Source organism: Paraburkholderia sp. GAS199 (genome assembly GCF_050436585.1).
Lineage (GTDB): Bacteria > Pseudomonadota > Gammaproteobacteria > Burkholderiales > Burkholderiaceae > Paraburkholderia.
In genome coordinates this window covers 104006-125714 of sequence record NZ_JBNDMM010000010.1, presented here as the reverse complement: position 1 = coordinate 125714, position 21709 = coordinate 104006, and the positions used below count along the sequence as shown (strand labels likewise).

Annotated in this window: 20 protein-coding genes; 10 read left to right on the top strand and 10 right to left on the bottom strand. The window is 63.8% G+C overall.

What is annotated here, in order from left to right; genetic code table 11:
* Positions 1-25: 25 nt before the first annotated feature.
* From P3T18_RS31450 to P3T18_RS31440, 3 genes are all read right to left on the bottom strand, one after another.
* Entirely contained in the window at positions 26-832 is an 807-nt protein-coding gene (locus tag P3T18_RS31450; RefSeq protein WP_429303872.1) for a BPSS1780 family membrane protein, read from the bottom strand.
* On the bottom strand, positions 823-1818 hold the full coding sequence (locus tag P3T18_RS31445; protein WP_429303871.1) for a homoserine kinase: 996 nt from the start codon (positions 1816-1818) through the stop codon (positions 823-825). Before P3T18_RS31445 ends, P3T18_RS31450 begins: the two co-directional genes overlap by 10 nt.
* A gap of 259 nt (positions 1819-2077) precedes the next feature.
* Positions 2078-2473: a hypothetical protein gene (locus P3T18_RS31440; protein WP_429303870.1), complete on the bottom strand. Its 396-nt coding sequence runs from the start codon at positions 2471-2473 to the stop codon at positions 2078-2080.
* 212 nt (positions 2474-2685) lie between these two features.
* Here P3T18_RS31440 and P3T18_RS31435 point away from each other — a divergent pair, with 212 nt between their 5' ends.
* On the top strand, positions 2686-4212 hold the full coding sequence (locus tag P3T18_RS31435) for an AMP nucleosidase (protein ID WP_429303869.1): 1527 nt from the start codon (positions 2686-2688) through the stop codon (positions 4210-4212).
* Positions 4213-4269: 57 nt separating this feature from the next.
* Here the strand turns inward: P3T18_RS31435 and P3T18_RS31430 are convergent, their stop codons facing one another.
* Together P3T18_RS31430 and P3T18_RS31425 are read right to left on the bottom strand one after the other, a co-directional pair.
* Complete coding sequence (locus P3T18_RS31430; RefSeq protein WP_429303868.1) at positions 4270-4800, bottom strand: chromate transporter; 531 nt, start codon at positions 4798-4800, stop codon at positions 4270-4272.
* A complete protein-coding gene (locus P3T18_RS31425) occupies positions 4797-5366 on the bottom strand; it encodes a chromate transporter (RefSeq protein WP_429303867.1) in 570 nt (189 codons plus the stop codon). The genes P3T18_RS31430 and P3T18_RS31425 overlap by 4 nt, the downstream gene beginning before the upstream one ends.
* Before the next feature lie 97 nt (positions 5367-5463).
* Between P3T18_RS31425 and P3T18_RS31420 the strand changes: the two genes are divergently transcribed.
* Positions 5464-6393 (top strand): transcriptional regulator GcvA, encoded by a 930-nt coding sequence (locus P3T18_RS31420; protein ID WP_429303866.1) that lies wholly within the window; start codon positions 5464-5466, stop codon positions 6391-6393.
* Positions 6394-6536: 143 nt separating this feature from the next.
* On the opposite strand, the gene P3T18_RS31415 is transcribed toward P3T18_RS31420, so the two are convergent.
* Positions 6537-7280, bottom strand: coding sequence for a TIGR00730 family Rossman fold protein (locus P3T18_RS31415; RefSeq protein WP_106282655.1), 744 nt, complete (start codon positions 7278-7280; stop codon positions 6537-6539).
* Position 7281: 1 nt separating this feature from the next.
* On the opposite strand from P3T18_RS31415, the gene polA reads away from it, so the two are divergent.
* From polA to P3T18_RS31400, 3 genes are all read left to right on the top strand, one after another.
* The gene (gene polA, locus P3T18_RS31410) at positions 7282-10023 is read left to right on the top strand and encodes a DNA polymerase I (protein ID WP_429303865.1); all 2742 of its coding nucleotides are present in this window, start codon (positions 7282-7284) and stop codon (positions 10021-10023) included.
* A 190-nt stretch (positions 10024-10213) separates the two neighbouring features.
* Positions 10214-11563, top strand: a complete 1350-nt coding sequence (locus P3T18_RS31405) for an NAD(P)/FAD-dependent oxidoreductase (RefSeq protein WP_429303864.1) — start codon at positions 10214-10216, stop codon at positions 11561-11563.
* 82 nt (positions 11564-11645) lie between these two features.
* Positions 11646-12518, top strand: coding sequence for a dienelactone hydrolase family protein (locus tag P3T18_RS31400; RefSeq protein ID WP_429303863.1), 873 nt, complete (start codon positions 11646-11648; stop codon positions 12516-12518).
* A gap of 5 nt (positions 12519-12523) precedes the next feature.
* Here P3T18_RS31400 and P3T18_RS31395 read toward each other — a convergent pair whose 3' ends face one another.
* From P3T18_RS31395 to P3T18_RS31385, 3 genes are all read right to left on the bottom strand, one after another.
* Positions 12524-13393: a sulfurtransferase gene (locus tag P3T18_RS31395; RefSeq protein WP_429303862.1), complete on the bottom strand. Its 870-nt coding sequence runs from the start codon at positions 13391-13393 to the stop codon at positions 12524-12526.
* A gap of 147 nt (positions 13394-13540) precedes the next feature.
* The gene (locus P3T18_RS31390; RefSeq protein ID WP_429303861.1) at positions 13541-14647 is read right to left on the bottom strand and encodes an aromatic ring-hydroxylating oxygenase subunit alpha; all 1107 of its coding nucleotides are present in this window, start codon (positions 14645-14647) and stop codon (positions 13541-13543) included.
* A 118-nt stretch (positions 14648-14765) separates the two neighbouring features.
* Complete coding sequence (locus P3T18_RS31385) at positions 14766-14945, bottom strand: hypothetical protein (protein ID WP_429303860.1); 180 nt, start codon at positions 14943-14945, stop codon at positions 14766-14768.
* Between P3T18_RS31385 and P3T18_RS31380 the strand changes: the two genes are divergently transcribed.
* The 4 genes from P3T18_RS31380 to folE2 all read left to right on the top strand — a co-directional run bounded on the left by P3T18_RS31380 (position 14944) and on the right by folE2 (position 19202).
* Positions 14944-15252 carry an exodeoxyribonuclease VII small subunit gene (locus P3T18_RS31380; RefSeq protein WP_429303859.1) on the top strand — a complete coding sequence of 103 codons (309 nt, stop codon included), beginning with the start codon at positions 14944-14946 and terminating at the stop codon, positions 15250-15252. The genes P3T18_RS31385 and P3T18_RS31380 overlap by 2 nt on opposite strands.
* A complete protein-coding gene (locus P3T18_RS31375; RefSeq protein ID WP_429303858.1) occupies positions 15249-16130 on the top strand; it encodes a polyprenyl synthetase family protein in 882 nt (293 codons plus the stop codon). Before P3T18_RS31380 ends, P3T18_RS31375 begins: the two co-directional genes overlap by 4 nt.
* Before the next feature lie 85 nt (positions 16131-16215).
* A complete protein-coding gene (gene dxs / locus P3T18_RS31370) occupies positions 16216-18123 on the top strand; it encodes a 1-deoxy-D-xylulose-5-phosphate synthase (protein WP_429303857.1) in 1908 nt (635 codons plus the stop codon).
* Positions 18124-18395: 272 nt separating this feature from the next.
* Positions 18396-19202 (top strand): GTP cyclohydrolase FolE2, encoded by an 807-nt coding sequence (gene folE2 / locus P3T18_RS31365; RefSeq protein WP_429303856.1) that lies wholly within the window; start codon positions 18396-18398, stop codon positions 19200-19202.
* A gap of 86 nt (positions 19203-19288) precedes the next feature.
* Here the strand turns inward: folE2 and tsaD are convergent, their stop codons facing one another.
* The gene (gene tsaD, locus P3T18_RS31360; protein ID WP_429303855.1) at positions 19289-20317 is read right to left on the bottom strand and encodes a tRNA (adenosine(37)-N6)-threonylcarbamoyltransferase complex transferase subunit TsaD; all 1029 of its coding nucleotides are present in this window, start codon (positions 20315-20317) and stop codon (positions 19289-19291) included.
* 110 nt (positions 20318-20427) lie between these two features.
* Here tsaD and P3T18_RS31355 point away from each other — a divergent pair, with 110 nt between their 5' ends.
* Positions 20428-21645: an NAD(P)/FAD-dependent oxidoreductase gene (locus tag P3T18_RS31355; RefSeq protein WP_429303854.1), complete on the top strand. Its 1218-nt coding sequence runs from the start codon at positions 20428-20430 to the stop codon at positions 21643-21645.
* Positions 21646-21709: the final 64 nt, after the last annotated feature.

The following is a 21709-nucleotide window of genomic DNA, read 5'->3' as shown; positions in this document are numbered from 1 at the left end:
ACAGCGCCCGCGCCGCGAGACACGCTCAGGCTGCCGGCGTGGTCGGCAGGTCGGGTGCTTCGGGCGTCTGCACGCCGTAGCAGCCGCGATAGGTCGCGTAGAAGGAGCAGTACAGCATGGTCGTGACGATCATCGTGGCGGGCATGAGAACGGCGAACGCGAAGTCGCCCGCGCCGACCAGTTGCATGAGCGCCGACAAACCCAGCGACACCGTCATCGCCACCGCGAACCACAACGCGCCGAAAACGATGAACGCGCCACGGTTGCGCCAGCAACTGATCACGCTGAAGAACATCGCCTTGACGGGCGGCACGTCGTGCCACGCGATCAGAACCGGCGAGAACCAGAAGATCATGGCGACCGGAACGTAGAAGGCGAACGCGGTCATGATGGCGAGCGGGATGTCGCTGTTGGCGATTGCATCCTGATCCATCGTGGCGGCGCCGAGCATCACTTTCAGCAGCATGCCACCGTCGGCGAGCGCCGAACCCGCGAGCACCAGCGCCATGGCGATCACGTACAGCACGCCCAGCACGAGCAGGCGCTTGGCGACCACCGGTCCGTACGAGTGGAAACCGTCGACCAGAATGGTCGGGAACACCGGCTTGCCCGCAATCGTATTTCTGCAGGCCGCCATGAAACCGACCGCGACGCCGGGAATGAACATCAGCGGCAGCACGCCGCCGATCACCGGAATCTGCGAAACCAGCGTCATCACCAGCAGATAGGTGAAGAACAGCGTCAGAAACGCGAGCGGGTTCTTGCGGAACAGCCAGATACCCTGCCGGAACCACACATAGCCGGTTTTCGCGGGGACTTCGATCAGTTGCATGAGGTATGGGTGCCAGGAAGAGCGACGCCGGCCAGGCGTTCGCGCAGAATGCGCTCGAAATGGCCGGGGTCATGCGGTTTGAGCAGTTCCGCGGCGCGCGGCAGGTGGAAATCATACAGGCGCGAGACCCAGAAACGGTACGCGCCCGCACGCAACATGTCGCCCCAATGGCGATTTTCCTCGGCCGTGAACGGCCGCACCGTCTGGTAAGCGCGCAGCAGCGCTTCAGTGCGCGCCGTGTCGAGCTTGCCGGTGACGAGATCGACGCACCAGTCGTTGACCGTCACGGCGACGTCGAACAGCCACTTGTCGCAGCCGGCGAAGTAGAAATCGAAAAAGCCGCCGAGGCGTACTTCGTGGCCGGTTTCCGGCGCGGCATGGGCAAAAAGTACGTTGTCGCGGAACAGGTCGGCGTGACACGGACCTTCGGGCAGCGCGGCGTAGTCGTCCGACGCGAAGAACGCTTCCTGATGCGCCAGTTCCGACGACAGCAACGCGCGCTGTTCGCCTTCCAGGAACGGCAGGATGGTCGGCACGTTGTCGCGCCACCATGGCAGGCTGCGCAGATTCGGTTGATGACGCGGGTAATCACGCCCGGCGAGGTGCATCCGCGCCAGCATCTGCCCGACTTCGACGCAGTGTTCCACGCCCGGCGCCATTTCCGGCGCACCTTCGAGCTTGGTGACGATGGCGGCGGGCTTGCCGTGCAGCAGGCCGAACAGCGCGCCGTCCTCGCGCGGCATCGGGTCCGGCACCGGCACGCGGTGCGCCGCCAGATGGCGCATCAGATCGAGGTAGAACGGCAGTTGGTCCGCCGTCAGCTTTTCGAAAATGGTGAGGACGTATTCGCCGCGCGTCGTGGTCAGAAAGAAGTTGCTGTTTTCAATGCCGGACGAGATGCCGCGAAACTCGACGACATCGCCGAGATCGTAGTGGCGCATCCATTCTGCTAGTTGGGGTTCGGTGACAGCGGTGAAGACAGCCATGCGGGAAGCGTCGGATCAGGTTGGTCGGGCTGGCGCGTTGGGCCAGTGCGAGATGAGGCAGTGAGGTGTCGGTAATCTGACGGTGCGGTGTCGGCGCCGGTAAAACGGGTGGCGCAGAATACGGCGCGGTGCGCTGGACAGGCTGCGGCAGACCGAAACGATTTCACGCGAGCAGCATGCGGACAGAATCGCCAAGGCGCCGCGCGTGAGAACCTCGCACGGCAGCACGCCGCGCCGCGACGCGCGGCACCGGCCGGCGTCAATATGACAGATTCACGGACGGCAAACGTGTACTCGCGCGACCGTTGTCGCGCACGGTTGGCGAGGTGTCGAGCGGCGCGCTCATCTGGTAGTGCGTGCCGAGGTTCGAATGCACGTTGATTTCAACGGGCTTGCCTTTGTCGCGGTATTCGGTGATTTCAGTGCCGTTCGCGCTGCGTTCGTAGAAGCTCGGCGTGCGCGGCACGTTGATTTCGACCTTCGAGCTCACTTCCGCGGCCGGCCGGTTGATTGCCTGAAGATCGGGCAGGCCGGCTCGTTCATTAGCGGATTGCGGCTGATCCGGAGGCGGCGTGGCGTCGACGGGCTGGGCAGCCATCGCGGCGTTGCCAAAGGCGAGGGCCAGTGCAACGGCGACGGGAAGGAGCGGCTTCATGGTGATTCTCCAAAATGGTGCCCCGATTCTAGCAAATCCGGCCTTGGCTACGGGGGCGATCGCCTTATTTTGCGCCGCTTTCGGGCGGTCTGCGCGCAATCCCGTCGGGCTTGTGTGCGCGCGCAACAGCGGCATCGGTTCCGGTGCGGCAAGGTCATTCGGCGAGACCGTGTTCCGTGGTAATGTCGTCTCATCAATAGGGGCACATGAAGATGAACAACGATACCAATCAACGCGCGGTGCAGACTCCCGCCAACAGCTTCCCGACCGAATCGTTCGACGACGCCGCCGACGCCGTCACCCGCCTTTCGGCCATCTACGAAGCGAACACTTCGTTCCTGCGCGACGCCTTCGCGCGCTATCGCCGCAACGAACTGTTCGAGCGCCGGGTGCGTGCCTGCTACCCGTTCGTACGCGTGCGCACCGAAGTCAACACGCATATCGACTCGCGCCGCTCGTACGGTTTTGTCGCGGGGCCAGGCGTGTTCGAAACCACCGTCACGCGGCCTGACCTGTTCGGCAATTACTATCGCGAGCAATTGCGTCTGCTGGCGAAGAATCATCATGTGAAGATCGAAGTGGGCGTGTCGGATCAGCCCATTCCGATTCATTTCGCTTACGCCGAAGGCATTCACCTCGAGGGCGATCTCGACCGCGAGCGCCTGTTCCTGATGCGCGACGTGTTCGACACGCCCGACCTCGCGCTGCTCGATGACCGCATCGTCAACGGCACCTATGAGCCGCTGCCGGGCGAACCGCATCCGCTGGCGCTTTTCACGGCGGCGCGCGTGGACTTTTCGCTGCATCGCCTGAAGCACTACACGGCGACTTCGCCCACGCATTGTCAGAACTACGTGCTGTACACGAACTATCAGTTCTATATCGACGAATTCGTCAAACTCGGCCGCACGATGATGGCCCATACCGACGACGAAGAACTGCGCGCGTACCGCAGCGAATACACGTCGTTCGTCGAGCCGGGCGACGTCGTCACCTACAACGAGAATCTCGGCGAACAGGCGCAGGAAGGCACCGCGCCGCCGCGTCTGCCGCAGATGCCCGCGTATCACCTCAAGCGCGCCGACGGCAGCGGCATCACCATGGTCAATATCGGCGTGGGGCCGTCCAACGCCAAGACGATCACCGATCACATTGCCGTGCTGCGCCCGCATGCGTGGATCATGCTCGGACACTGCGCCGGTTTGCGTAACACCCAGCGTCTCGGCGACTACGTCCTGGCACACGGCTACGTACGCGAAGATCACGTGCTCGATGCCGATCTGCCGCTGTGGGTGCCGATTCCGGCGCTCGCCGAAGTGCAGGTGGCGCTGGAGCGCGCAGTCGCGCAAATCACGCAACTGGACGGTGTCGAGCTGAAGCGCGTGATGCGTACCGGCACGGTGGCAAGTGTCGATAACCGCAACTGGGAACTGCGCGATCACCGCGAGCCGGTGCAGCGTCTGTCGCAAAGCCGGGCCGTCGCGCTCGACATGGAAAGCGCGACGATCGCCGCAAACGGGTTCCGTTTCCGCGTGCCTTACGGCACCTTGCTTTGCGTGTCCGACAAGCCCTTGCACGGCGAACTCAAACTGCCCGGCATGGCCGATCAGTTCTACCGCGCGCAGGTCGACCAGCATCTGCAGATCGGCGTGAAAGCCATGGAACTGCTGCGCATGAACGGCCTGCATCGTCTGCATAGCCGCAAGCTGCGCAGCTTCGCGGAAGTGGCGTTCCAGTAAGTCGGCGGGTCGACAGGAAGGCGGGCGCGGAAGGCGCGCCCGTTGCCGGCGTGCGGTTTAGAACTGACCGAAGCCGGTGAGGCCGATCAGGCTGCCTGCCGCCAGCAGCCACAACGGATGAATGCGCGTCTTGAGCGCCAGCACGGCGGTGGCCGCGCAGATGGCCCACGCAATCGCCGTCGGGTTCGAGGCCTCGGCGATCAAGGCCGCGCTCGCCGCGACGATGCCGGCCGTGACGGGCACCAGTCCCAGCTGCGCGTAGCGGCGCCACGGACGGTCCTTGAAGCGATCCCACGCATGCAGCGCCAGTATCGTGACGAGCGACGACGGCCCGAACTTCGCCACGGACGTCACCAGCATGCCCGACCATCCCGCCACGTGCCAGCCGATGAGTGTCACGATCATCAGGTTCGGTCCCGGCGCGGCCTGCGCCAGCGCGAACAGCGCACTGAACTCGCTGGCCGGCATCCAGTGATGCACGTCGACCACCTGGCGCTGCATCTCCGGCAGGATCGTGTTGCCGCCGCCAAATGCCAGCAGCGAAAGCTGGCTGAAAATCAGCGCAAGAGAAATGAGCGTGTCGTTCATCGTGCAGTTCTCGATGCAATGTAGATGCTGAGCGGCGTGAGGACCAGCATGGTCGGCAGCAGCGGCAGACGCAGAATGGCGATGGCGATGAAACCGAGCGCCGCGATGAGCGCGGCCATCGGTTTGTTGCGCAGAGGCAGCACGATTTTCACCGCCATTGAAATCAGCAGGCCGGCGGCCGCCGCCGCCAGGCCGGCGAAAAGATGGCGCACATGTGGATCGTTTTGCGTGTGTTCGTACAGCACGCCCAAGCCGATTACCACCAGCGACGGTCCCGCGATCAACCCAAGCAAGCCGGCGAGCGCGCCCGGCACGCCGCGAAAGCGCATGCCGATCGCGACCGACAGATTGATGACGTTGCCGCCCGGCAGGAACTGGCACAGGCCCAGCAGATCGGTGAATTCGGCGCCGGTGAGCCAGCGCCGTTGCTCGACGAGCGCGCGTCGCGCCAGCGGCAAGGCGCCGCCGAAGGAAATCAGCCCAAGGCCGAGAAAGCCGCCGAAGATCTGCCGCAGCGTGGGTGGGGGCGCCAGTGCGGGTTCGGCGGAAGTGAGGTCGTGATCCATGTCGTTATGCTTCGAGTTCAAGCACAGAAGGTTAGCGCTGAACCGGCGGCAGGCAAAACGATTTCTGCGCGTGGCTTTGTGATCTAGAATCACAAGCATGGGTCGCAATCTTCCTCCTTTTCCCGCGCTGCGCGCCTTTGAAGCCGCTGCAAGGCATGAAAGCTTCACGGCGGCAGCCAACGAACTGCATGTGACGCACGGTGCAATCAGCCGTCAAGTGGCCGCATTCGAAAGCTGGCTCGGCGTGCAGGTTTTTCGTCGTCACGGCAAGCGCGTGCGTCTGACCGACGACGGCCGTCGCTATCTCACGACCGTGCAGGCCGCCTTCGACAGCATCGCGCTCGCCACGGACCAGTTGCGCGATACCGGTGTGGTGCAGGTCCTGAGAGTGAACGCGCTGCCGACGTTCGCGATGAAATGGCTGCTGCCGCGCCTGCATCAATTCCAGCGCCGGGTGCCGAACGTCGAGCTGCGCCTCGCGACGTCGAACGCGCCGGTGGAAACGCTCGATAGTTTTGATGTCGCCGTGCGACGCGGCCCGGCGCATTGGCCGAACTGCGCGAACGGCCATTTTCTCGGCGAGAGCGAAATCCCGGTATGCAGTCCGGCGTTATTGCAGCGGTCGCCGGTGAACGTGCCCGACGATCTCGCTCGCCACGTTCTGCTGCATTCGGACACGCGTCCCGATGCCTGGTCCAACTGGCTGGCGTCGGCCGGCGTCACGGCGAAATGCCGCAAAAAGCAGTCCTTCGATCACTTCTACCTCGCCTTGCAAGCCGCGGTGGATGGACTCGGCGTCGCGCTCGGACCGTTGCCGCTGCTGGCGGACGAACTCGCGTCCGGTCGACTCGTCACACCGCTGGCTGGCCCGCGTATCGACGCGCGCGGTTACTGGTGGGTCGCGCGGCGTGAGGTGGCCGACGCGCCGTTGGTCGCCCAGTTTTGCGCGTGGCTCGAGGAGCAGGGCAATCAGACTGCGCAGGACGCCGCCATTGAAACCGGCGAGGACGTCGACAGGCCGGCGTAACGGCCCATATCGAGCGCGCGAAGAGCGACGCGGAAAAGGCCGCAAAATCGCCCGCCAAAAAGCAAACGGGCAGCCTGAAAGCTGCCCGCTGGTATCGACGCGTTTTCACGCTTCGCGCCGGGGCGCGAAACGCGTTCTACGCGTTACAGATAGAACATGCGGTCTTCGTCCGACTTGGTGGGTTGCGGCTCGGTCTCTTCGCGATCTTCGTAGAATTTGAGCACGGCTTCCAGCACCTGGTCGGGATCGTCGATCACCTGCATCAGATCCATGTCGGTCGGATTGATGAGGCCCATCGGCGTGAGCGAGTTCTTGAACCACGCGAGCAGACCTTCCCAGAACTCGGCGCCGACCAGAATGATCGGTACGTGGCGCGACTTCTTGGTTTGAATGAGCGTGAGCACTTCGGCGAGTTCGTCGAGCGTGCCGAAGCCGCCCGGCATGACGATCACGGCGTCCGAATTCTTGACGAACGTGACCTTGCGCGTGAAGAAGTGACGGAAACGCAGCGAGATGTCCTGCCACTGATTGCCGGACTGCTCATGCGGCAACTCGATGTTCAGACCGACCGACGGCGCCTTGCCTGCATGAGCGCCCTTGTTGGCCGCTTCCATGATGCCGGGGCCGCCGCCGGAGATCACCGCGAAGCCGGCGTCCGACAGCTTGCGGGCGATTTGCGTGGCGAGTTTGTAGTAGGGCGAGTTCGGTTTCAGGCGCGCTGAACCGTAGATGCTGACAGCCGGGCGAATCTCCGAGAGGTACTCGGTCGCCTCGATAAACTCTGCCATAATCGTAAACATCTGCCACGATGCGCGGGCCTTCTTGGCCGTTGCGCGCTCTTGATCTGCGAGCGATCGCAGACTCGGAATCACTTTTCTCTTAGTCATAATGCCTGAAGAACGAAGCCTTGAAGGTAAGACCCTGCTATTGGTCGACGGTTCGAGTTATCTGTACCGGGCCTACCATGCGATGCCTGATCTGCGCGGCCCCGACGGCGGACCGACGGGCGCGCTCTACGGGATGATCAACATGCTGCGGCGCATGCGCAAGGAAGTCACAGCAGAGTATAGCGCGTGCGTGTTCGACGCCAAGGGCAAAACATTCCGCGACGACTGGTATCCCGACTATAAGGCGAACCGTCCGTCGATGCCCGACGACCTCTCGCGTCAGATCGAGCCGATTCACGTCGCCGTGCGCGCGCTCGGCTGGCCGCTTCTGATGATCGAAGGCGTGGAGGCCGACGACGTGATCGGCACGCTCAGCACCGCGGCCGAAAAGCACGGCATGAACGTGATCGTCTCGACGGGCGACAAGGACCTGGCGCAGCTCGTGACGGATCATGTCACCCTCATCAATACGATGACCAACGAAACGCTCGACCGCGCCGGCGTGATCGGCAAGTTCGGCGTGCCGCCGGAGCGCATCATCGACTATCTGTCGCTGATCGGCGATACGGTGGACAACGTGCCGGGCGTCGAGAAATGCGGGCCGAAAACCGCGCTGAAATGGCTCACGGCATACGACTCGCTCGATGGCATCGTCGCACACGCTGACGAGATCAAAGGTGCGGTAGGAGACAATCTGCGCCGCGCGCTCGACTTTCTGCCGATGGCGAGAAAGCTCGTTACCGTCGAGCGCAATTGCGATCTGACCGGCCATATCGAGTCGATCGAGGCGAGTCTGCAAAGCCGGCCGGAATCGCGCGAAGAATTGCGCGACGTGTTCACGCGCCACGGCTTCAAGACCTGGCTGCGCGAAGTCGAGATCGCCGACGCGGTGGAAGGTCCGGAAACCGACGTGGCGCCGGCACTCACGGTCGACGTGGAACGGCACTACGACACGGTGCAGACGTGGGAACAGTTCGACGTCTGGCTCGAACGCATCAACGCGGCCGAACTCACCGCCTTCGATACCGAAACCACTTCGCTCGATCCGATGACCGCGCAGATCGTGGGCCTGTCGCTCTCCGTGGAGCCGGGGCAGGCGGCCTACGTGCCGCTCGCGCATCGCGGCCCGGACGCGCCCGTGCAATTGCCGCGCGACGAAGTGCTTGCGAAGCTCAAGCCGTGGCTCGAAAGCGCGGAGCACAAGAAGGTCGGTCAGCACATGAAGTACGACGAGCAGGTGCTGGCGAACTACGGCATCGAAATGCGGGGCGTCGAGCACGACACGCTGCTGGAATCGTACGTGGTCGAATCGCATCGCACGCACGACATGGACAGTCTCGCGCTGCGTCATCTCGGCATCAAGACCATCAAGTACGAGGAAGTGGCGGGCAAGGGTGCGTCGCAGATCGGCTTCGATGAAGTGTCGCTCGAAATCGCCGCCGAATACGCGGCCGAAGACGCGGATATCACGCTGCGTTTGCATCAGGCCTTGTATCCGCAGGTTGCCGCCGAAAAAACGCTGGAGTACGTGTATCGCCAGATCGAGGTGCCGACCTCGCGCGTGCTGCGCAAGATGGAACGCACGGGCGTATTGATCGACGCCGACAAGCTGCGCGCGCAAAGCAGCGAAATCGCCACGCGTCTGATTCAACTGGAAAGCGAAGCGTACGTGCTGGCGGGCGGCGAGTTCAATCTCGGTTCGCCCAAGCAGATCGGACAGATTTTCTTCGAGAAGCTCGAGTTGCCGGTGGTCAAGAAAACGCCGAGCGGCGCACCGTCCACCGACGAAGAAGTGCTGCAGAAGCTCGCGGAGGATTATCCGCTGCCGAAGATCCTGCTCGAACACCGTGGTTTGTCGAAGCTGAAGTCCACCTACACGGACAAGCTGCCGCGCATGGTGAACGCCGCCACGGGCCGCGTGCATACGAACTACGCGCAGGCAGTGGCGGTGACGGGCCGGCTGGCGTCGAACGATCCGAATCTGCAGAACATCCCGGTGCGCACGGGCGAAGGCCGCCGCATTCGCGAAGCGTTCATCGCGCCGCCGGGACACAAGCTGGTCTCCGCCGATTACTCGCAGATCGAACTGCGAATTATGGCCCACATCTCCGGCGACGAGTCCTTGTTGCGTGCGTTTTCGCAAGGCGAAGACATCCACCGCGCAACCGCGGCGGAAATTTTCAGCGTGACGCCGCTCGAAGTGTCGAACGACCAGCGGCGTGTCGCGAAGGTCATCAACTTCGGCTTGATCTACGGCATGAGCGCGTTCGGTCTCGCCGCGAATCTCGGTATTACGCGTGACGCCGCCAAGCTGTATATCGACCGCTACTTTGCGCGTTATCCGGGCGTCGCGCGTTATATGGACGAAACCCGTCTGAGCGCAAAGGCCAAGGGTTACGTGGAGACGGCGTTCGGCCGTCGCCTGTGGCTGCCGGAGATCAACGGCGGGAACGGTCCGCGTCGCCAGGCGGCGGAACGCGCGGCGATCAACGCGCCGATGCAAGGCACGGCTGCCGATCTCATCAAGCTCTCCATGATCGCAGTGCAGAACTGGATCGAAACGTCTAAGATCGGTACTCGCATGATCATGCAGGTGCACGATGAACTGATACTCGAAGTGCCGGACGAGGAGTTGTCGGACGTACGCAAGCGCCTGCCCGAGTTGATGTGCGGCGTTGCTTCGCTGAAGGTGCCGCTGGTCGCCGAAGTGGGCGCCGGCCTGAACTGGGAAGAAGCACATTGATGCGTCAATGACGCTGCAATGAAGCGGAGTCTCTTCGCGCGATAGCGTCCGTTGCATGTCGCCTATATGCACGGACGCCTTGTGACAACCCTTGCCCCTCGCTGACAATCATCAGATGGACGGCGCGCCTGCTTCGCGCCGTCGCTACGGATATCCATCGGCATAGCCATCGGCAAACACGGAGAGTTCAATGCATCGATTTATCGTCGTTGGCGGGGGCGCGGGGGGACTGGAACTGGCGACGCGTCTGGGTGATCGCTACGCACCCCATAAGAACAAAGGCAGCTTGCGTGCGCAAGTCACGCTCGTCGATCGGAATCCCACGCATATCTGGAAGCCACTGCTGCATGAAGTCGCGGCGGGCAGCATGGACCCATTCACGCAGGAACTCGAATATGCCGCGCAGGCGCGCTGGCATGGCTTCGAATTCCAGCAGGGCGACCTCACCGGTCTCGATCGCGCCAACCGGCGCATCACGATCGGCACCGTGCTCGACGACGACGGTGCCGAGATGATTCCCGAACGCGAACTCGAGTACGACACGCTGGTCATTGCGATCGGCAGCACCACGGCATTCTTCGGCGTAAAAGGCGCGCCGGAATTTTCTCTCGCGCTCGACACCGTCAGCCAGGCAGAACGTTTCCGCAAGCGGCTGATCGCCGCGTGCATGCGCGCCGAGCATCAGGTGCATGAACCGGTCGAGTCGGGCCACGATGCGTCGGCGTCCACCGAGCCGCGTATTCAGGTGGCGATTGTCGGCGGCGGCGCGACGGGTGTCGAACTCTCGGCCGAGTTGCGCAACACGGCGCAGGTGTTGTCGGCGTATGGGCTGCACAAGCTCGACCCGCGGCACGATGTCGGCATCGTGCTGATCGAGGCCGGCCCGCGCATTCTGCCCGCCTTGCAGGAGCGCGTCTCCACGGCAACCGCCGAACTGCTCACCAAACTCGGCGTCAAGCTGATGATCGGGGAAACGGTTGCCGAGGTTGCGCCAGGCATCATCCGTACCGCGAGCGGCAAAACCGTGCGCGCCGATCTGACCGTGTGGGCGGCCGGCATCCGGGCGCCCGCCATTTTGAGCCAGCTCGACGGCCTGCCGGTGAACCGGCTCGGTCAACTCGTCGTGCGCCGCACGTTGCAAACCGAAATCGACGACAACGTGTTTGCGCTCGGCGATTGCGCGGCGTGTCCGTGGCCGGGCACCGAGCGCAACGTGCCGCCGCGCGCGCAAGCCGCGCACCAGCAGGCGAGCTTCCTGATGAAGGCGCTCGCCGCTCGCCTCGAAAACCGGCCGCTGCCGGAATTCACGTATCACGACTTCGGCTCGCTGGTGTCGCTCGGCCATTTCAGCGCGGTCGGCAATCTGATGGGCGGCGTGATCGGCGGCAATATGTTGATCGAAGGTTTGTTCGCACGCTTCATGTACATGTCGCTGTACCGCCTGCATATCGCTGCGTTGCACGGCTACGCGCGCATGGTGCTCGACACTTTCGCGCACTGGCTGCGCCGGACCACGCTGCCGCGCGTCAAGCTGCACTGAGTTCGCGCGCCAAGGTTGCATCTGCAACGGGACACGCCAAAGGCGTATCCTGTTGCCTCCCACGTCAACCGAGGAGCGCCGCATGCTGAAGCCCGAAATCGACAGCCTGATTCCGCACGTTCCCTTCAACCGCCGCACCTTCATCAAGGCTGCGCTCGGCAGCGGTTTCGCCGCGGCGGTCCTGCCGGTGTCGGCGCAAACCATTCACACCGATAGCGACGGCCTCGAAGCTGGCGAAGTGGCGGTCCGTTCGGGCGGCACGCTGGTCCCGGCGTACCGCGCGCAGCCGAAAGGCAAGGCGCACTTGCCCGTCATCATCGTCGTTCATGAGATTTTCGGCGTGCACGAACATATTGCCGACGTGTGCCGGCGCTTCGCCAAGCAGGGCTATCTCGCGATCGCGCCGAATCTGTACGAACGGCAGGGCGATCCGACCGTTTATACGAGCATGCAGCAGCTCAACGAGCAACTGGTCAGCAAGGTGCCCGACGCGCAGGTGATGGGCGACCTCGACGCGACGGTGGCTTGGGCCGGCGAACATGGCGGCGATCTGAACCGGCTCGGCGTGAACGGCTTTTGCTGGGGCGGACGGATTGCCTGGCTGTATGCGGAGCACAATCCGCGTTTGAAGGCGGGCGTAGCCTGGTATGGTCGCGTGACGGGCAATAAAAACGCCATGACGCCGGCCAATCCGCTCGACGAAGTCGCGGATCTGCATGCGCCGGTGCTGGGTCTATATGGTCTGCAGGATCAGAGCATTCCGCAGGACACGCTGGAACAGATGAAGCAGGCCATCGCGCAAGGTCCGCAAGCCGGGCGCGGCTCGCAATTCGTGGTGTACGACGACGCCGGCCACGCCTTCTTCGCCGACTACCGCCCGAGCTACAAGAAAGCCGACGCGGAAGACGGCTGGCGCCGTGCGCTCGTGTGGTTCAAGCAGCACGGCGTGGCCTGACCACCTCAGGGGTTCGCGCCGGTTGCGACCGGCCGCTTCGGGTCGGACGTCCACTCGCTCCAGGAGCCGGCGTAGAGCGCCGCGCCGTGCATGCCGGCAATTTCCATGGCGAGCGCGTTCACGCAGGCCGTCACGCCCGAACCGCATTGCAGGACGACATGCTCGGGCTGCGTGTCGGGCAGCAGCGTATGGAATTCTTCGCGCAACGTGTGGGCGGGCTTGAAGCGGCCGTCGGCGGTGAGGTTGTCTTTGAAGAAGCGGTTGAGCGCGCCGGGAATGTGACCGCCGACGCGGTCGAGCGTCTCGTTCTCGCCGCGATAGCGATCGTTCGCACGCGCATCGACGACGATGCGCTCTTTGCTGCCCAGATTGCGCTCGACACTCTGAGCGTCGATCGTGACCGCCAGCGGCGCGCCGGCCTTGAAGTCGCCGGTGTTCTGCGGCGGCACGTCTTGCGTGAGCGGTTGGCCGGCGGCTTGCCAGGCTTGCAGGCCGCCGTCGAGCAGTGCGACGGAATCGTGGCCGAGCCAGCGCAGCAACCACCATGCGCGGGCCGCGTACATACCGCCCTGGGCGTCGTAAGCGACCACTTGCTGACCTTGCTTGAGTCCGCGTGACTCCAGCGTTTCCACCAGACGTGCGCGGTCCGGCAACGGATGACGCCCGTTCGTGCCGTTTTTCGGCCCCGACAGATCGCGATCGAGATTCAGGTAATGTGCGCCCGGCAGATGTCCGGCCAGGTAGGCCTTTTCGCCCGCTTCCGGGTCGGCCAGGTCGAAGCGGCAGTCGATCACGAATACGCTGCCCGGCGCGGCGGTAAGACGCTCGGCGAGGTTCGCGGCAGAGATCAACGTGGTGTAGTGGGTGTGCGGCATGACGTCTCCTCGATGCGGGCGATGGCGGCTCCGCTCGGGCGGCTTGGCGCCACGATCGGATGGCCGTGCAATCTCGTTAGTCTAAACAAAAAAAGACGGGCCGAAGCCCGTCTTTCCATGTACTGAAGCCAATGCTCGACCCGGCGATCAGATCGTGCCGAGTTCGCGCCGCAAGAACTCGTGGAAGTGCTGCATGCCGTCTTCCATCGGACTCTGATACGGACCGACCTGCGACTCGCCGCGGTTCATGAGTGCGCGGCGACCCGCGTCCATGCGTTCGGCGATCTCGTCGTCTTCGCGCGCGGTTTCCATATAGGCGGCACGCTCGGCTTCGACGAATTCGCGTTCGAACAGCGCGATTTCCTCAGGGTAATAGAACTCCACCACGTTGGTGGTTTTCTGCGGGCCACGCGGAATCAGCCACGACACCACCAGCACGTGCGGATACCACTCGATCATGATGCCGGGGTAGTACACCATCCAGATCGCGCCGAATTCCGGCGGGTTGCCGCCGCGGAAACGCAGCACTTCGTCGTGCCATTTGCGGTAGGTCGGACTGCCCGGCTGCTCGAGATCCTTGTGCACACCGACGGTCTGCACGCTGTACCACTCGCCGAATTCCCACGTCAGATCGTCGCAATTGACGAAGCTGCCGAGGCCCGGATGGAATGGCGCGACGTGGTAATCCTCCAGATAGACCTCGATGAAGGTCTTCCAGTTGTAGTTGCACTCGTGCACCTCGACGTGATCGAACATGAAGCCCGAGAAGTCGAAGTGTTGCTTGGTGCCGAGTTTTGCCAGATCGCGCGCGACATCACGCCCTTGCGCTTCGAACAGCAGGCCCTGCCAGTTCTGCAACGGCGTGGCGCCCAGGTTCAGGCAAGGGTTGTCGGCGAAATGCGGCGCGCCGAGGAGCTCGCCCTTCAGGTCGTAGGTCCAGCGGTGCAGGGGACAGACGATGTTCTCCGTCTGGCCGCGGCCGTTGAGCATGATGGCCTGCCGGTGGCGGCACACGTTCGACAGCAGTTCGACTTGCGACTGCTGGTTACGGACGAGCACACGCCCTTCGCTCTCGCTCGGCAAAGCAAAATAATTCCCCGCTTCGGGCACCATGAGATCGTGGCCGATGTAGCGAGGACCTTTCTTGAAAAGGGTTTCGATTTCGCGCGTTAGAAGCGCTTCGTCAAAGTAAGCCGTGACTGGCAGCTGGCTGTGGACAGACCGCAACTGCAATGCATTGCTCAGATTGGACATTCCCACTCCCGTGAAGACGTGAAAGCAGTGAACAACCCAACCATCGAAGATTCGATTTAGGGAGCCCGCGATTATACCCGTTTCCCCTTTATTGGGGCGCTTAAGTGCCTGATTTGGGTCAAAATTGTTGCGGAAGTTCGCTCTTTTCGCCGCAGACTCTTCGTTTTTTTTCTGCGAGACTGGCGATGCGGTGCAGGGGGCGAAAGCGGGTCGAAGGCGCGTAAAGGGGCGGCAGCGGATCGGAAATGTCGCTTTTGCCGTAGAATGTCCGACTTGTTTTAATTTTGCGACTATTCATGGCGAAGACCGCATCGAAAGAGACTGCCGCCGCGCCTGCAGAAGGTGTCGACGCCACGCCGTTGCCCGAGAACTACGAGGCTGCTCAGGCCGAACTGGAGGGGCTGGTGGCGCGCATGGAAGGCGGTAATCTCAGCCTCGAGGAATCGCTCGGCGCCTACCGGCGCGGGGCGGCGCTGGTGGCGTTCTGCCAGCAGCAGCTCGAAAAGGTCGAGCAGCAGGTGCGCGTGCTCGACGGCGAGACGCTCAAGCCTCTGCCCATGAATAGCGCAGGCACAGCCGCTGCTGAAAGCGGGGACGACCTATGACATTCGAACAATGGACGCGCGCGGTGCTCGAACGCGTCGAAACGGCACTGGAACATTACCTGCCGACCGAGGCTACCGAACCCGCCACGCTGCACGAAGCGATGCGTTACGCCGTGCTCGGCGGCGGCAAGCGGGTACGCCCGCTGCTGTGCCACGCGGCGGGCGAGCTGACCGGCGCACGCGCCGAATGCCTCGACGCGGCAGCGGCGGCGCTGGAAATGATCCACGTGTACTCGCTCGTGCACGACGACATGCCCTGTATGGACGACGACGCCCTGCGTCGCGGCAAACCCACGGTACATGTCAAATATGACGAAGCCACGGCATTGCTGGTCGGCGACGCGCTGCAGTCGCAGGCGTTCGTCGCGCTGACTTCCGAGGTGCTGGCGCCGGCCCAGCAGGCTTCGCTCGTGCGCGAACTGGCGCTGGCGAGCGGCTCGATCGGCATGTGCGGCGGTCAGGCAATCGATCTGGCGAGCGTCGGCCACACGCTGACGCGTACGCAACTGGAAACCATGCACCGGATGAAAACCGGCGCCCTGCTGCGTGCCGCGGTGCGCATGGGCGCGCTGGCGGGCGAAACGCCGGACGCGGACGCCATGCGTTCGCTCGACGCGTATGCGGCCGCCGTCGGCCTCGCGTTTCAGGTCGTCGACGACATTCTCGACGTCACGACCGATTCCGCGACGCTCGGCAAAACGGCAGGTAAGGACGCGAAGGACGGCAAGCCGACCTACGTGTCGATTATTGGGCTAGAGGCGTCACGGTCGCTCGCAGCGCAGTTGCGCAGCGACGCCCACGCTGCGATCGCGCCGTTTGGCGCGCGTGCGCAGCGTCTGGCCGAATTGGCCGACCTGGTGGTGAACCGGGTCAGCTAAACGCGAAAGCCCGCCGCCGCGCACCTTATTGTCGAGGTGCATGTATGAAGTGCGGGCGCGTAAGTTTTCCTACAATGGAACGACGATGTACGACTTGCTGAAAACCATCGACGACCCGGCCGCCTTGCGCCGCCTCGATCGCCGCCAATTACAACCGCTTGCCGACGAATTGCGAGCTTTCGTGCTCGACAGCGTATCGCAGACGGGCGGCCATCTTTCGTCCAACCTCGGCACGGTCGAGTTGACCATTGCTCTGCACTACGTGTTCGACACGCCGCATGACCGGATCGTGTGGGACGTGGGCCACCAGACCTATCCTCACAAGATTCTGACGGGCCGGCGCGACCAGATGCACTCGCTGCGTCAGCTGGGCGGCATTTCGGGTTTCCCGAAGCGCGACGAGTCGGAATACGACACGTTCGGCACCGCTCACTCCAGCACGTCGATTTCCGCGGCGCTCGGCATGGCGGTCGCGAGCAAGCTGCAGGGCGATAACCGCATGGGCATCGCCGTGATCGGCGACGGCGCCATGACGGCCGGCATGGCCTTCGAGGCGATGAACAACGCCGGCGTCGAAGACGACGTGCCGCTGCTGGTCATCCTGAACGACAACGACATGTCGATTTCGCCGCCGGTCGGCGCGCTGAATCGCCATCTGGCGCGTCTCATGTCCGGCCGCTTCTACGCGGCGGCGCGTGCCGGCGTCGAACGCGTCCTGCGCGTCGCGCCGCCCATGCTCGATCTCGCGCGCAAGCTCGAAGAGCACGCCAAGGGCATGATCGTGCCGGCCACGCTGTTCGAAGAGTTCGGCTTCAACTACATCGGCCCGATCGACGGTCACGACCTCGATTCGCTGATCCCGACGCTGCAGAACATCAAGGAACTGCGTGGTCCGCAATTCCTGCACGTGGTCACCAAGAAAGGTCAGGGCTACAAGCTCGCCGAGGCCGATCCGGTGCTGTATCACGGTCCGGGCAAGTTCAACCCGGCCGAAGGCATCAAGCCCGCCACCACGCCGTCGAAGAAAACCTACACGCAAGTGTTCGGCGAATGGCTGTGCGACGCGGCGGAGCTGGATTCGCGCGTCGTCGGTATCACGCCGGCCATGCGTGAAGGCTCGGGCATGGTCGAGTTCGAGAAGCGTTTCCCGGATCGTTACTTCGACGTCGGCATCGCCGAACAGCACGCGGTGACGTTCGCAGGCGGCCTGGCTGCCGACGGCATGAAACCGGTGGTCGCGATTTACTCGACCTTCCTGCAACGTGCCTACGACCAGCTGATTCACGACGTCGCGCTGCAGAATCTGCCGGTGGTGTTCGCCATCGACCGTGCCGGTCTGGTCGGTGCCGACGGTGCCACGCACGCGGGCGCCTACGATCTGGCCTTCCTGCGTTGCATCCCGAACATGACGGTGATGGCTGCATCGGACGAAAACGAATGCCGTCAGATGCTGTACACGGCGTTGCAGCAGCCGAACCCGACGGCGGTGCGCTACCCGCGCGGCGCGGGCACGGGCGTCGCAACCGTGAAGCAGATGACCGCATTGCCGCTCGGCAAGGGCGAAATCCGTCGTGAGACGTCGCAACCGGCGGGCAAGCGCATCGCGATTCTGGCGTTCGGCACGATGGTCGCGCCGTCGCTGGCTGCGGCGGAACAGCTCGACGCAACGGTCGCCAACATGCGCTTCGTCAAGCCGCTGGACGCCGAACTCGTGCGCCAGCTGGCCGAAACGCACGACGCCATCGTCACGGTCGAAGAGGGCTGCGTGATGGGCGGCGCGGGCTCGGCTTGCGTCGAAGCGCTGCTCGAAAGCGGCGTGGTCCGGCCGGTGCTGCAACTGGGCCTGCCCGATCGTTTCATCGATCATGGCGATCCGGCCAAGCTGCTGTCCGCGTGCGGTCTGGACGCAGCGGGCATCGCCCGGTCGATTCGCGAGCGCTTCCTTTCCGGCGGCGCGGTCGCGGGTCAATCGTCGGTAAAACGCGTCGCGTAATAGCGGCGCACACGGTCACCAGGCTGCGCAGTTCGCCGCAGCTATGGCGGCCATAGCAATCTCCAACTTGAATCGATGAGCCTCCGGGCCCATCATCCGACGCCGGCCAAGTCCGGCGTTTGCCATTGCGCACTCCGAAGCGTATGGCCGCCGTGAGCGCCTGAATCCATCGTTATGCGCCGCGCGCCCGACAGTCTCCGTTTCTTCTGACGAGACTCGCTGCGGCGCAGGCAATCAGGCGCGCCCGAGCGTCTTCCTCAAAGGACAAGAACATGAACCAGATGAATCCCGCCTTTGTCATGCCCGACGTGCAGAGCACGCCGGATACGCGTCAGATTCCCATTCAGCGCGTCGGGGTCAAGGCCGTGCGTCATCCGTTGACGGTGCGTACGCAAAGCGGCGAAGCGCAGCCTTCCGTCGGCACCTGGAATCTCGACGTGCATCTGCCGGCGGATCAGAAAGGCACGCACATGTCGCGCTTCGTGGCGTTGCTCGAAGAAAACAAGGCGCCGCTCGACACGGCCGCGTTGCGTTCCATGCTGGCCGCCATGCTCGACAAGCTGGAGGCGCAAGCCGGCCGCATCGAGGTATCGTTTCCGTACTTCGTGAACAAGACCGCGCCGGTTTCGGGCGTGCAAAGTCTGCTCGACTACGAAGTGACCTTGACCGGCGAAACCCGTCACGGCGAGACGCGTCTGTTCCTGCAGGTGCTGGTGCCGGTCACGAGCCTGTGCCCGTGCTCGAAGAAAATCTCGCAGTACGGCGCGCACAATCAGCGCTCGCATGTCACGATCAACGCCGAACTGGCCGCGGATGTTGCCGTCGAGGAATTGATCCGCATTGCCGAGGAAGAAGCCTCGTGCGAACTGTGGGGTTTGCTCAAGCGTCCGGATGAGAAGTTCGTCACCGAACGTGCCTACGAAAATCCCAAGTTCGTCGAAGACCTGGTGCGCGACGTCGCGCAGCGTCTGAACGCGGACGAGCGGATCGTCGCGTACGTGCTGGAAGCCGAGAATTTCGAGTCGATCCACAATCACAGCGCGTACGCCTTGATCGAACGCGACAAACGCGCTGGCTGATAGCCGATCACGCTTCGCAGCAACAAAAAAGCCGCTTCACGAAGCGGCTTTTTTACGTCCCGACAGTGCGCCCGGAGGCGTTGGAATCAGCGTGCTAACGAGGTGAGGTCCCACCGCGGCTTGACGGTGAATGCGTAATCCTTGCCCGACTGGTCGGGCCAGCGCTGCAGTCTCAAGGCGCCGGCCAAAGCGATCATCGCGCCGTTATCCGTGCACAACGACAAGTCGGGATAGTGGACGAAGAAATTGCGCTTCTTTGCCGCCGCCGACAACGCTTCGCGCAACTGCCGGTTCGCGCCGACGCCGCCCGCGACCACGAGGCGGTTGAGCTTGGTGCGCTTGAGCGCGGCAAGCGACTTGGCCGCCAGCACTTCGACGGCTGCGTCGACGAAGCCGCGCGCCAGATCGGCCTTGGCCTGCTCGCAGATATTCGCGCCGCCGAGCTTTTTGGCGTTCGTGAGCACCGCGGTTTTCAGGCCGCTGAAGCTGAAATCGAGGTCGCCGGAATGCAGCATGGGACGCGGCAGAACCACCGCGCCGGGCGTGCCGAACTCGGCGAGGCGCGAGACTTCCGGGCCACCCGGATAGCCGAGTCCGAGCAGCTTGGCGGTTTTGTCGAAGGCTTCGCCTGCGGCGTCGTCCAGCGTTTCGCCGAGTGTTTCGTAGACGCCGACGTCGGTGACGCGCATTAGTTGCGTGTGTCCGCCCGACACGAGCAGCGCCACGAACGGAAACGGCGGCGGCTCGTCGACCAGCAGCGGCGACAGCAAATGCCCTTCGAGGTGGTGGATGCCGATGGTCGGCTTGTCCCACGCCATGGCCAGCGAATTGGCCACGCTCGCGCCCACCAGCAGCGCGCCCGCGAGGCCGGGGCCTTGCGTATAGGCGATCGCGTCGATGTCGCCGCGCGCCGTGCCGGCACGTTCCATCACTTCTTCGAGCAGCGGCAGCGCGCGCCGGATATGGTCGCGCGACGCCAGTTCGGGGACCACGCCGCCGTACTCCCGATGCATCGCAATCTGCGAATGCAGCGCGTGCGCGAGCAGACCCCGCTCCGTGTCGTAGAGCGCGAGACCGGTTTCGTCGCAGGAGCTTTCGATGCCGAGTACGAGCATGATGGGTGGACCAGAACGGGCGTTTGAACGCGCCCGAAAGTGAAAAGGCGAGCCTGAAAGTATAGCAGCGCGGGTAGGCGGCCGCAGACGCACGGGTACAATGCGGCCCCATGGAATCCTTCGATATCGCGGTAATCGGCGCGGGCGCGGCCGGCATGATGTGCGCGGCGGTGGCCGGGCAACTCGGCCGCCGTGTGGTGCTGCTCGACCACTCGCAACGTCTCGCGGAAAAAATCCGCATCTCCGGCGGCGGCCGCTGCAATTTCACGAATCTGTACGCCGGCCCGGCCAATTACCTCTCGGCGAATCCGCATTTTTGCCGCTCCGCGCTGGCGCGCTACACGCCGCGCGATTTCATGGCGCTGCTCAAGCGGCATCATGTGACGTGGCACGAGAAGCATAAAGGCCAGCTTTTCTGCGACCAGTCGAGCGACGCGATCATCGACGTTCTCAAGCGCGAATGCGACGCCGGCCGGATTGCCTGGCGCACGCCGCTCGGCGTCGAGCAGGTGCGGCAGGACGCCGACGGACGCTACACGCTCGACACGCAGTCGGGACCCATCTCGGCGCGCGCACTCGTGGTCGCGACGGGCGGTCTGTCGATTCCGAAAATCGGCGCGACCGACTTCGCTTACCGGCTCGCCAAACAGTTCGGGCACAAGCTGATCGACACGCGCCCGGCGCTCGTTCCGCTGACCTTCGCGCCGGCCGACTGGGAACCGTTTTCGGCGCTGGCGGGCGTCTCGCTCGAAGTGCAACTGGCAACCGGCAGCAGGAAGACCGGCGCCGAGTTCAACGAAGACCTGCTGCTGACCCACCGCGGCCTGTCGGGGCCCGGCGTTCTGCAGATTTCGAGCTACTGGCAGCCCGGCGAGCCGATTCATATCAATCTGTTGCCCGAACAGGACGCCACCACGGCCTTGCTGGAGGCGAAAGCCGGCACCAAACGTCAGATCTCGAACCTGCTTTCGGAATGGGTGCCGCAGCGCCTCGCGCATGTCTGGCTGGAGACCCATCAGATTCCGGCGGAAGCCCGTGTCGCCGATCTGCCGGACAAGACGCTGCGGCGCGTCGGTGAGGCGCTCGCCCGCTGGACGCTCACCCCGAACGGCACCGAAGGCTACCGAAAAGCCGAAGTGACGCGCGGCGGCGTCGATACACGCGAGCTGTCGTCGTCCACGATGATGAGCGCCCGCGCGCCGGGTCTGTACTTCATCGGCGAGGCGGTGGACGTGACCGGCTGGCTCGGCGGCTACAATTTTCAGTGGGCCTGGGCGTCCGGCGTGGCGGCTGGTCAGGCGGCTGCGGAGTATGTCCAGGGGGCTTGACGGCGCCATGGCTTTGTGAGAAAGCTCTGATATACTCCTGAACCTTTACAAAGTTCCGTTATTG

What these genes read in the sequence shown, in the direction of transcription:
- P3T18_RS31450 (WP_429303872.1), bottom strand. Translation starts at nt 832, where the DNA reads ATGCAACTGATCGAAGTCCCCGCGAAAACCGGCTATGTGTGGTTCCGG.
- P3T18_RS31445 (WP_429303871.1), bottom strand. Translation starts at nt 1,818, where the DNA reads ATGGCTGTCTTCACCGCTGTCACCGAACCCCAACTAGCAGAATGGATG.
- P3T18_RS31440 (WP_429303870.1), bottom strand. Translation starts at nt 2,473, where the DNA reads ATGAAGCCGCTCCTTCCCGTCGCCGTTGCACTGGCCCTCGCCTTTGGC.
- P3T18_RS31435 (WP_429303869.1), top strand. Translation starts at nt 2,686, where the DNA reads ATGAACAACGATACCAATCAACGCGCGGTGCAGACTCCCGCCAACAGC.
- P3T18_RS31430 (WP_429303868.1), bottom strand. Translation starts at nt 4,800, where the DNA reads ATGAACGACACGCTCATTTCTCTTGCGCTGATTTTCAGCCAGCTTTCG.
- P3T18_RS31425 (WP_429303867.1), bottom strand. Translation starts at nt 5,366, where the DNA reads ATGGATCACGACCTCACTTCCGCCGAACCCGCACTGGCGCCCCCACCC.
- P3T18_RS31420 (WP_429303866.1), top strand. Translation starts at nt 5,464, where the DNA reads ATGGGTCGCAATCTTCCTCCTTTTCCCGCGCTGCGCGCCTTTGAAGCC.
- P3T18_RS31415 (WP_106282655.1), bottom strand. Translation starts at nt 7,280, where the DNA reads ATGACTAAGAGAAAAGTGATTCCGAGTCTGCGATCGCTCGCAGATCAA.
- polA (WP_429303865.1), top strand. Translation starts at nt 7,282, where the DNA reads ATGCCTGAAGAACGAAGCCTTGAAGGTAAGACCCTGCTATTGGTCGAC.
- P3T18_RS31405 (WP_429303864.1), top strand. Translation starts at nt 10,214, where the DNA reads ATGCATCGATTTATCGTCGTTGGCGGGGGCGCGGGGGGACTGGAACTG.
- P3T18_RS31400 (WP_429303863.1), top strand. Translation starts at nt 11,646, where the DNA reads ATGCTGAAGCCCGAAATCGACAGCCTGATTCCGCACGTTCCCTTCAAC.
- P3T18_RS31395 (WP_429303862.1), bottom strand. Translation starts at nt 13,393, where the DNA reads ATGCCGCACACCCACTACACCACGTTGATCTCTGCCGCGAACCTCGCC.
- P3T18_RS31390 (WP_429303861.1), bottom strand. Translation starts at nt 14,647, where the DNA reads ATGTCCAATCTGAGCAATGCATTGCAGTTGCGGTCTGTCCACAGCCAG.
- P3T18_RS31380 (WP_429303859.1), top strand. Translation starts at nt 14,944, where the DNA reads ATGGCGAAGACCGCATCGAAAGAGACTGCCGCCGCGCCTGCAGAAGGT.
- P3T18_RS31385 (WP_429303860.1), bottom strand. Translation starts at nt 14,945, where the DNA reads ATGAATAGTCGCAAAATTAAAACAAGTCGGACATTCTACGGCAAAAGC.
- P3T18_RS31375 (WP_429303858.1), top strand. Translation starts at nt 15,249, where the DNA reads ATGACATTCGAACAATGGACGCGCGCGGTGCTCGAACGCGTCGAAACG.
- dxs (WP_429303857.1), top strand. Translation starts at nt 16,216, where the DNA reads ATGTACGACTTGCTGAAAACCATCGACGACCCGGCCGCCTTGCGCCGC.
- folE2 (WP_429303856.1), top strand. Translation starts at nt 18,396, where the DNA reads ATGAACCAGATGAATCCCGCCTTTGTCATGCCCGACGTGCAGAGCACG.
- tsaD (WP_429303855.1), bottom strand. Translation starts at nt 20,317, where the DNA reads ATGCTCGTACTCGGCATCGAAAGCTCCTGCGACGAAACCGGTCTCGCG.
- P3T18_RS31355 (WP_429303854.1), top strand. Translation starts at nt 20,428, where the DNA reads ATGGAATCCTTCGATATCGCGGTAATCGGCGCGGGCGCGGCCGGCATG.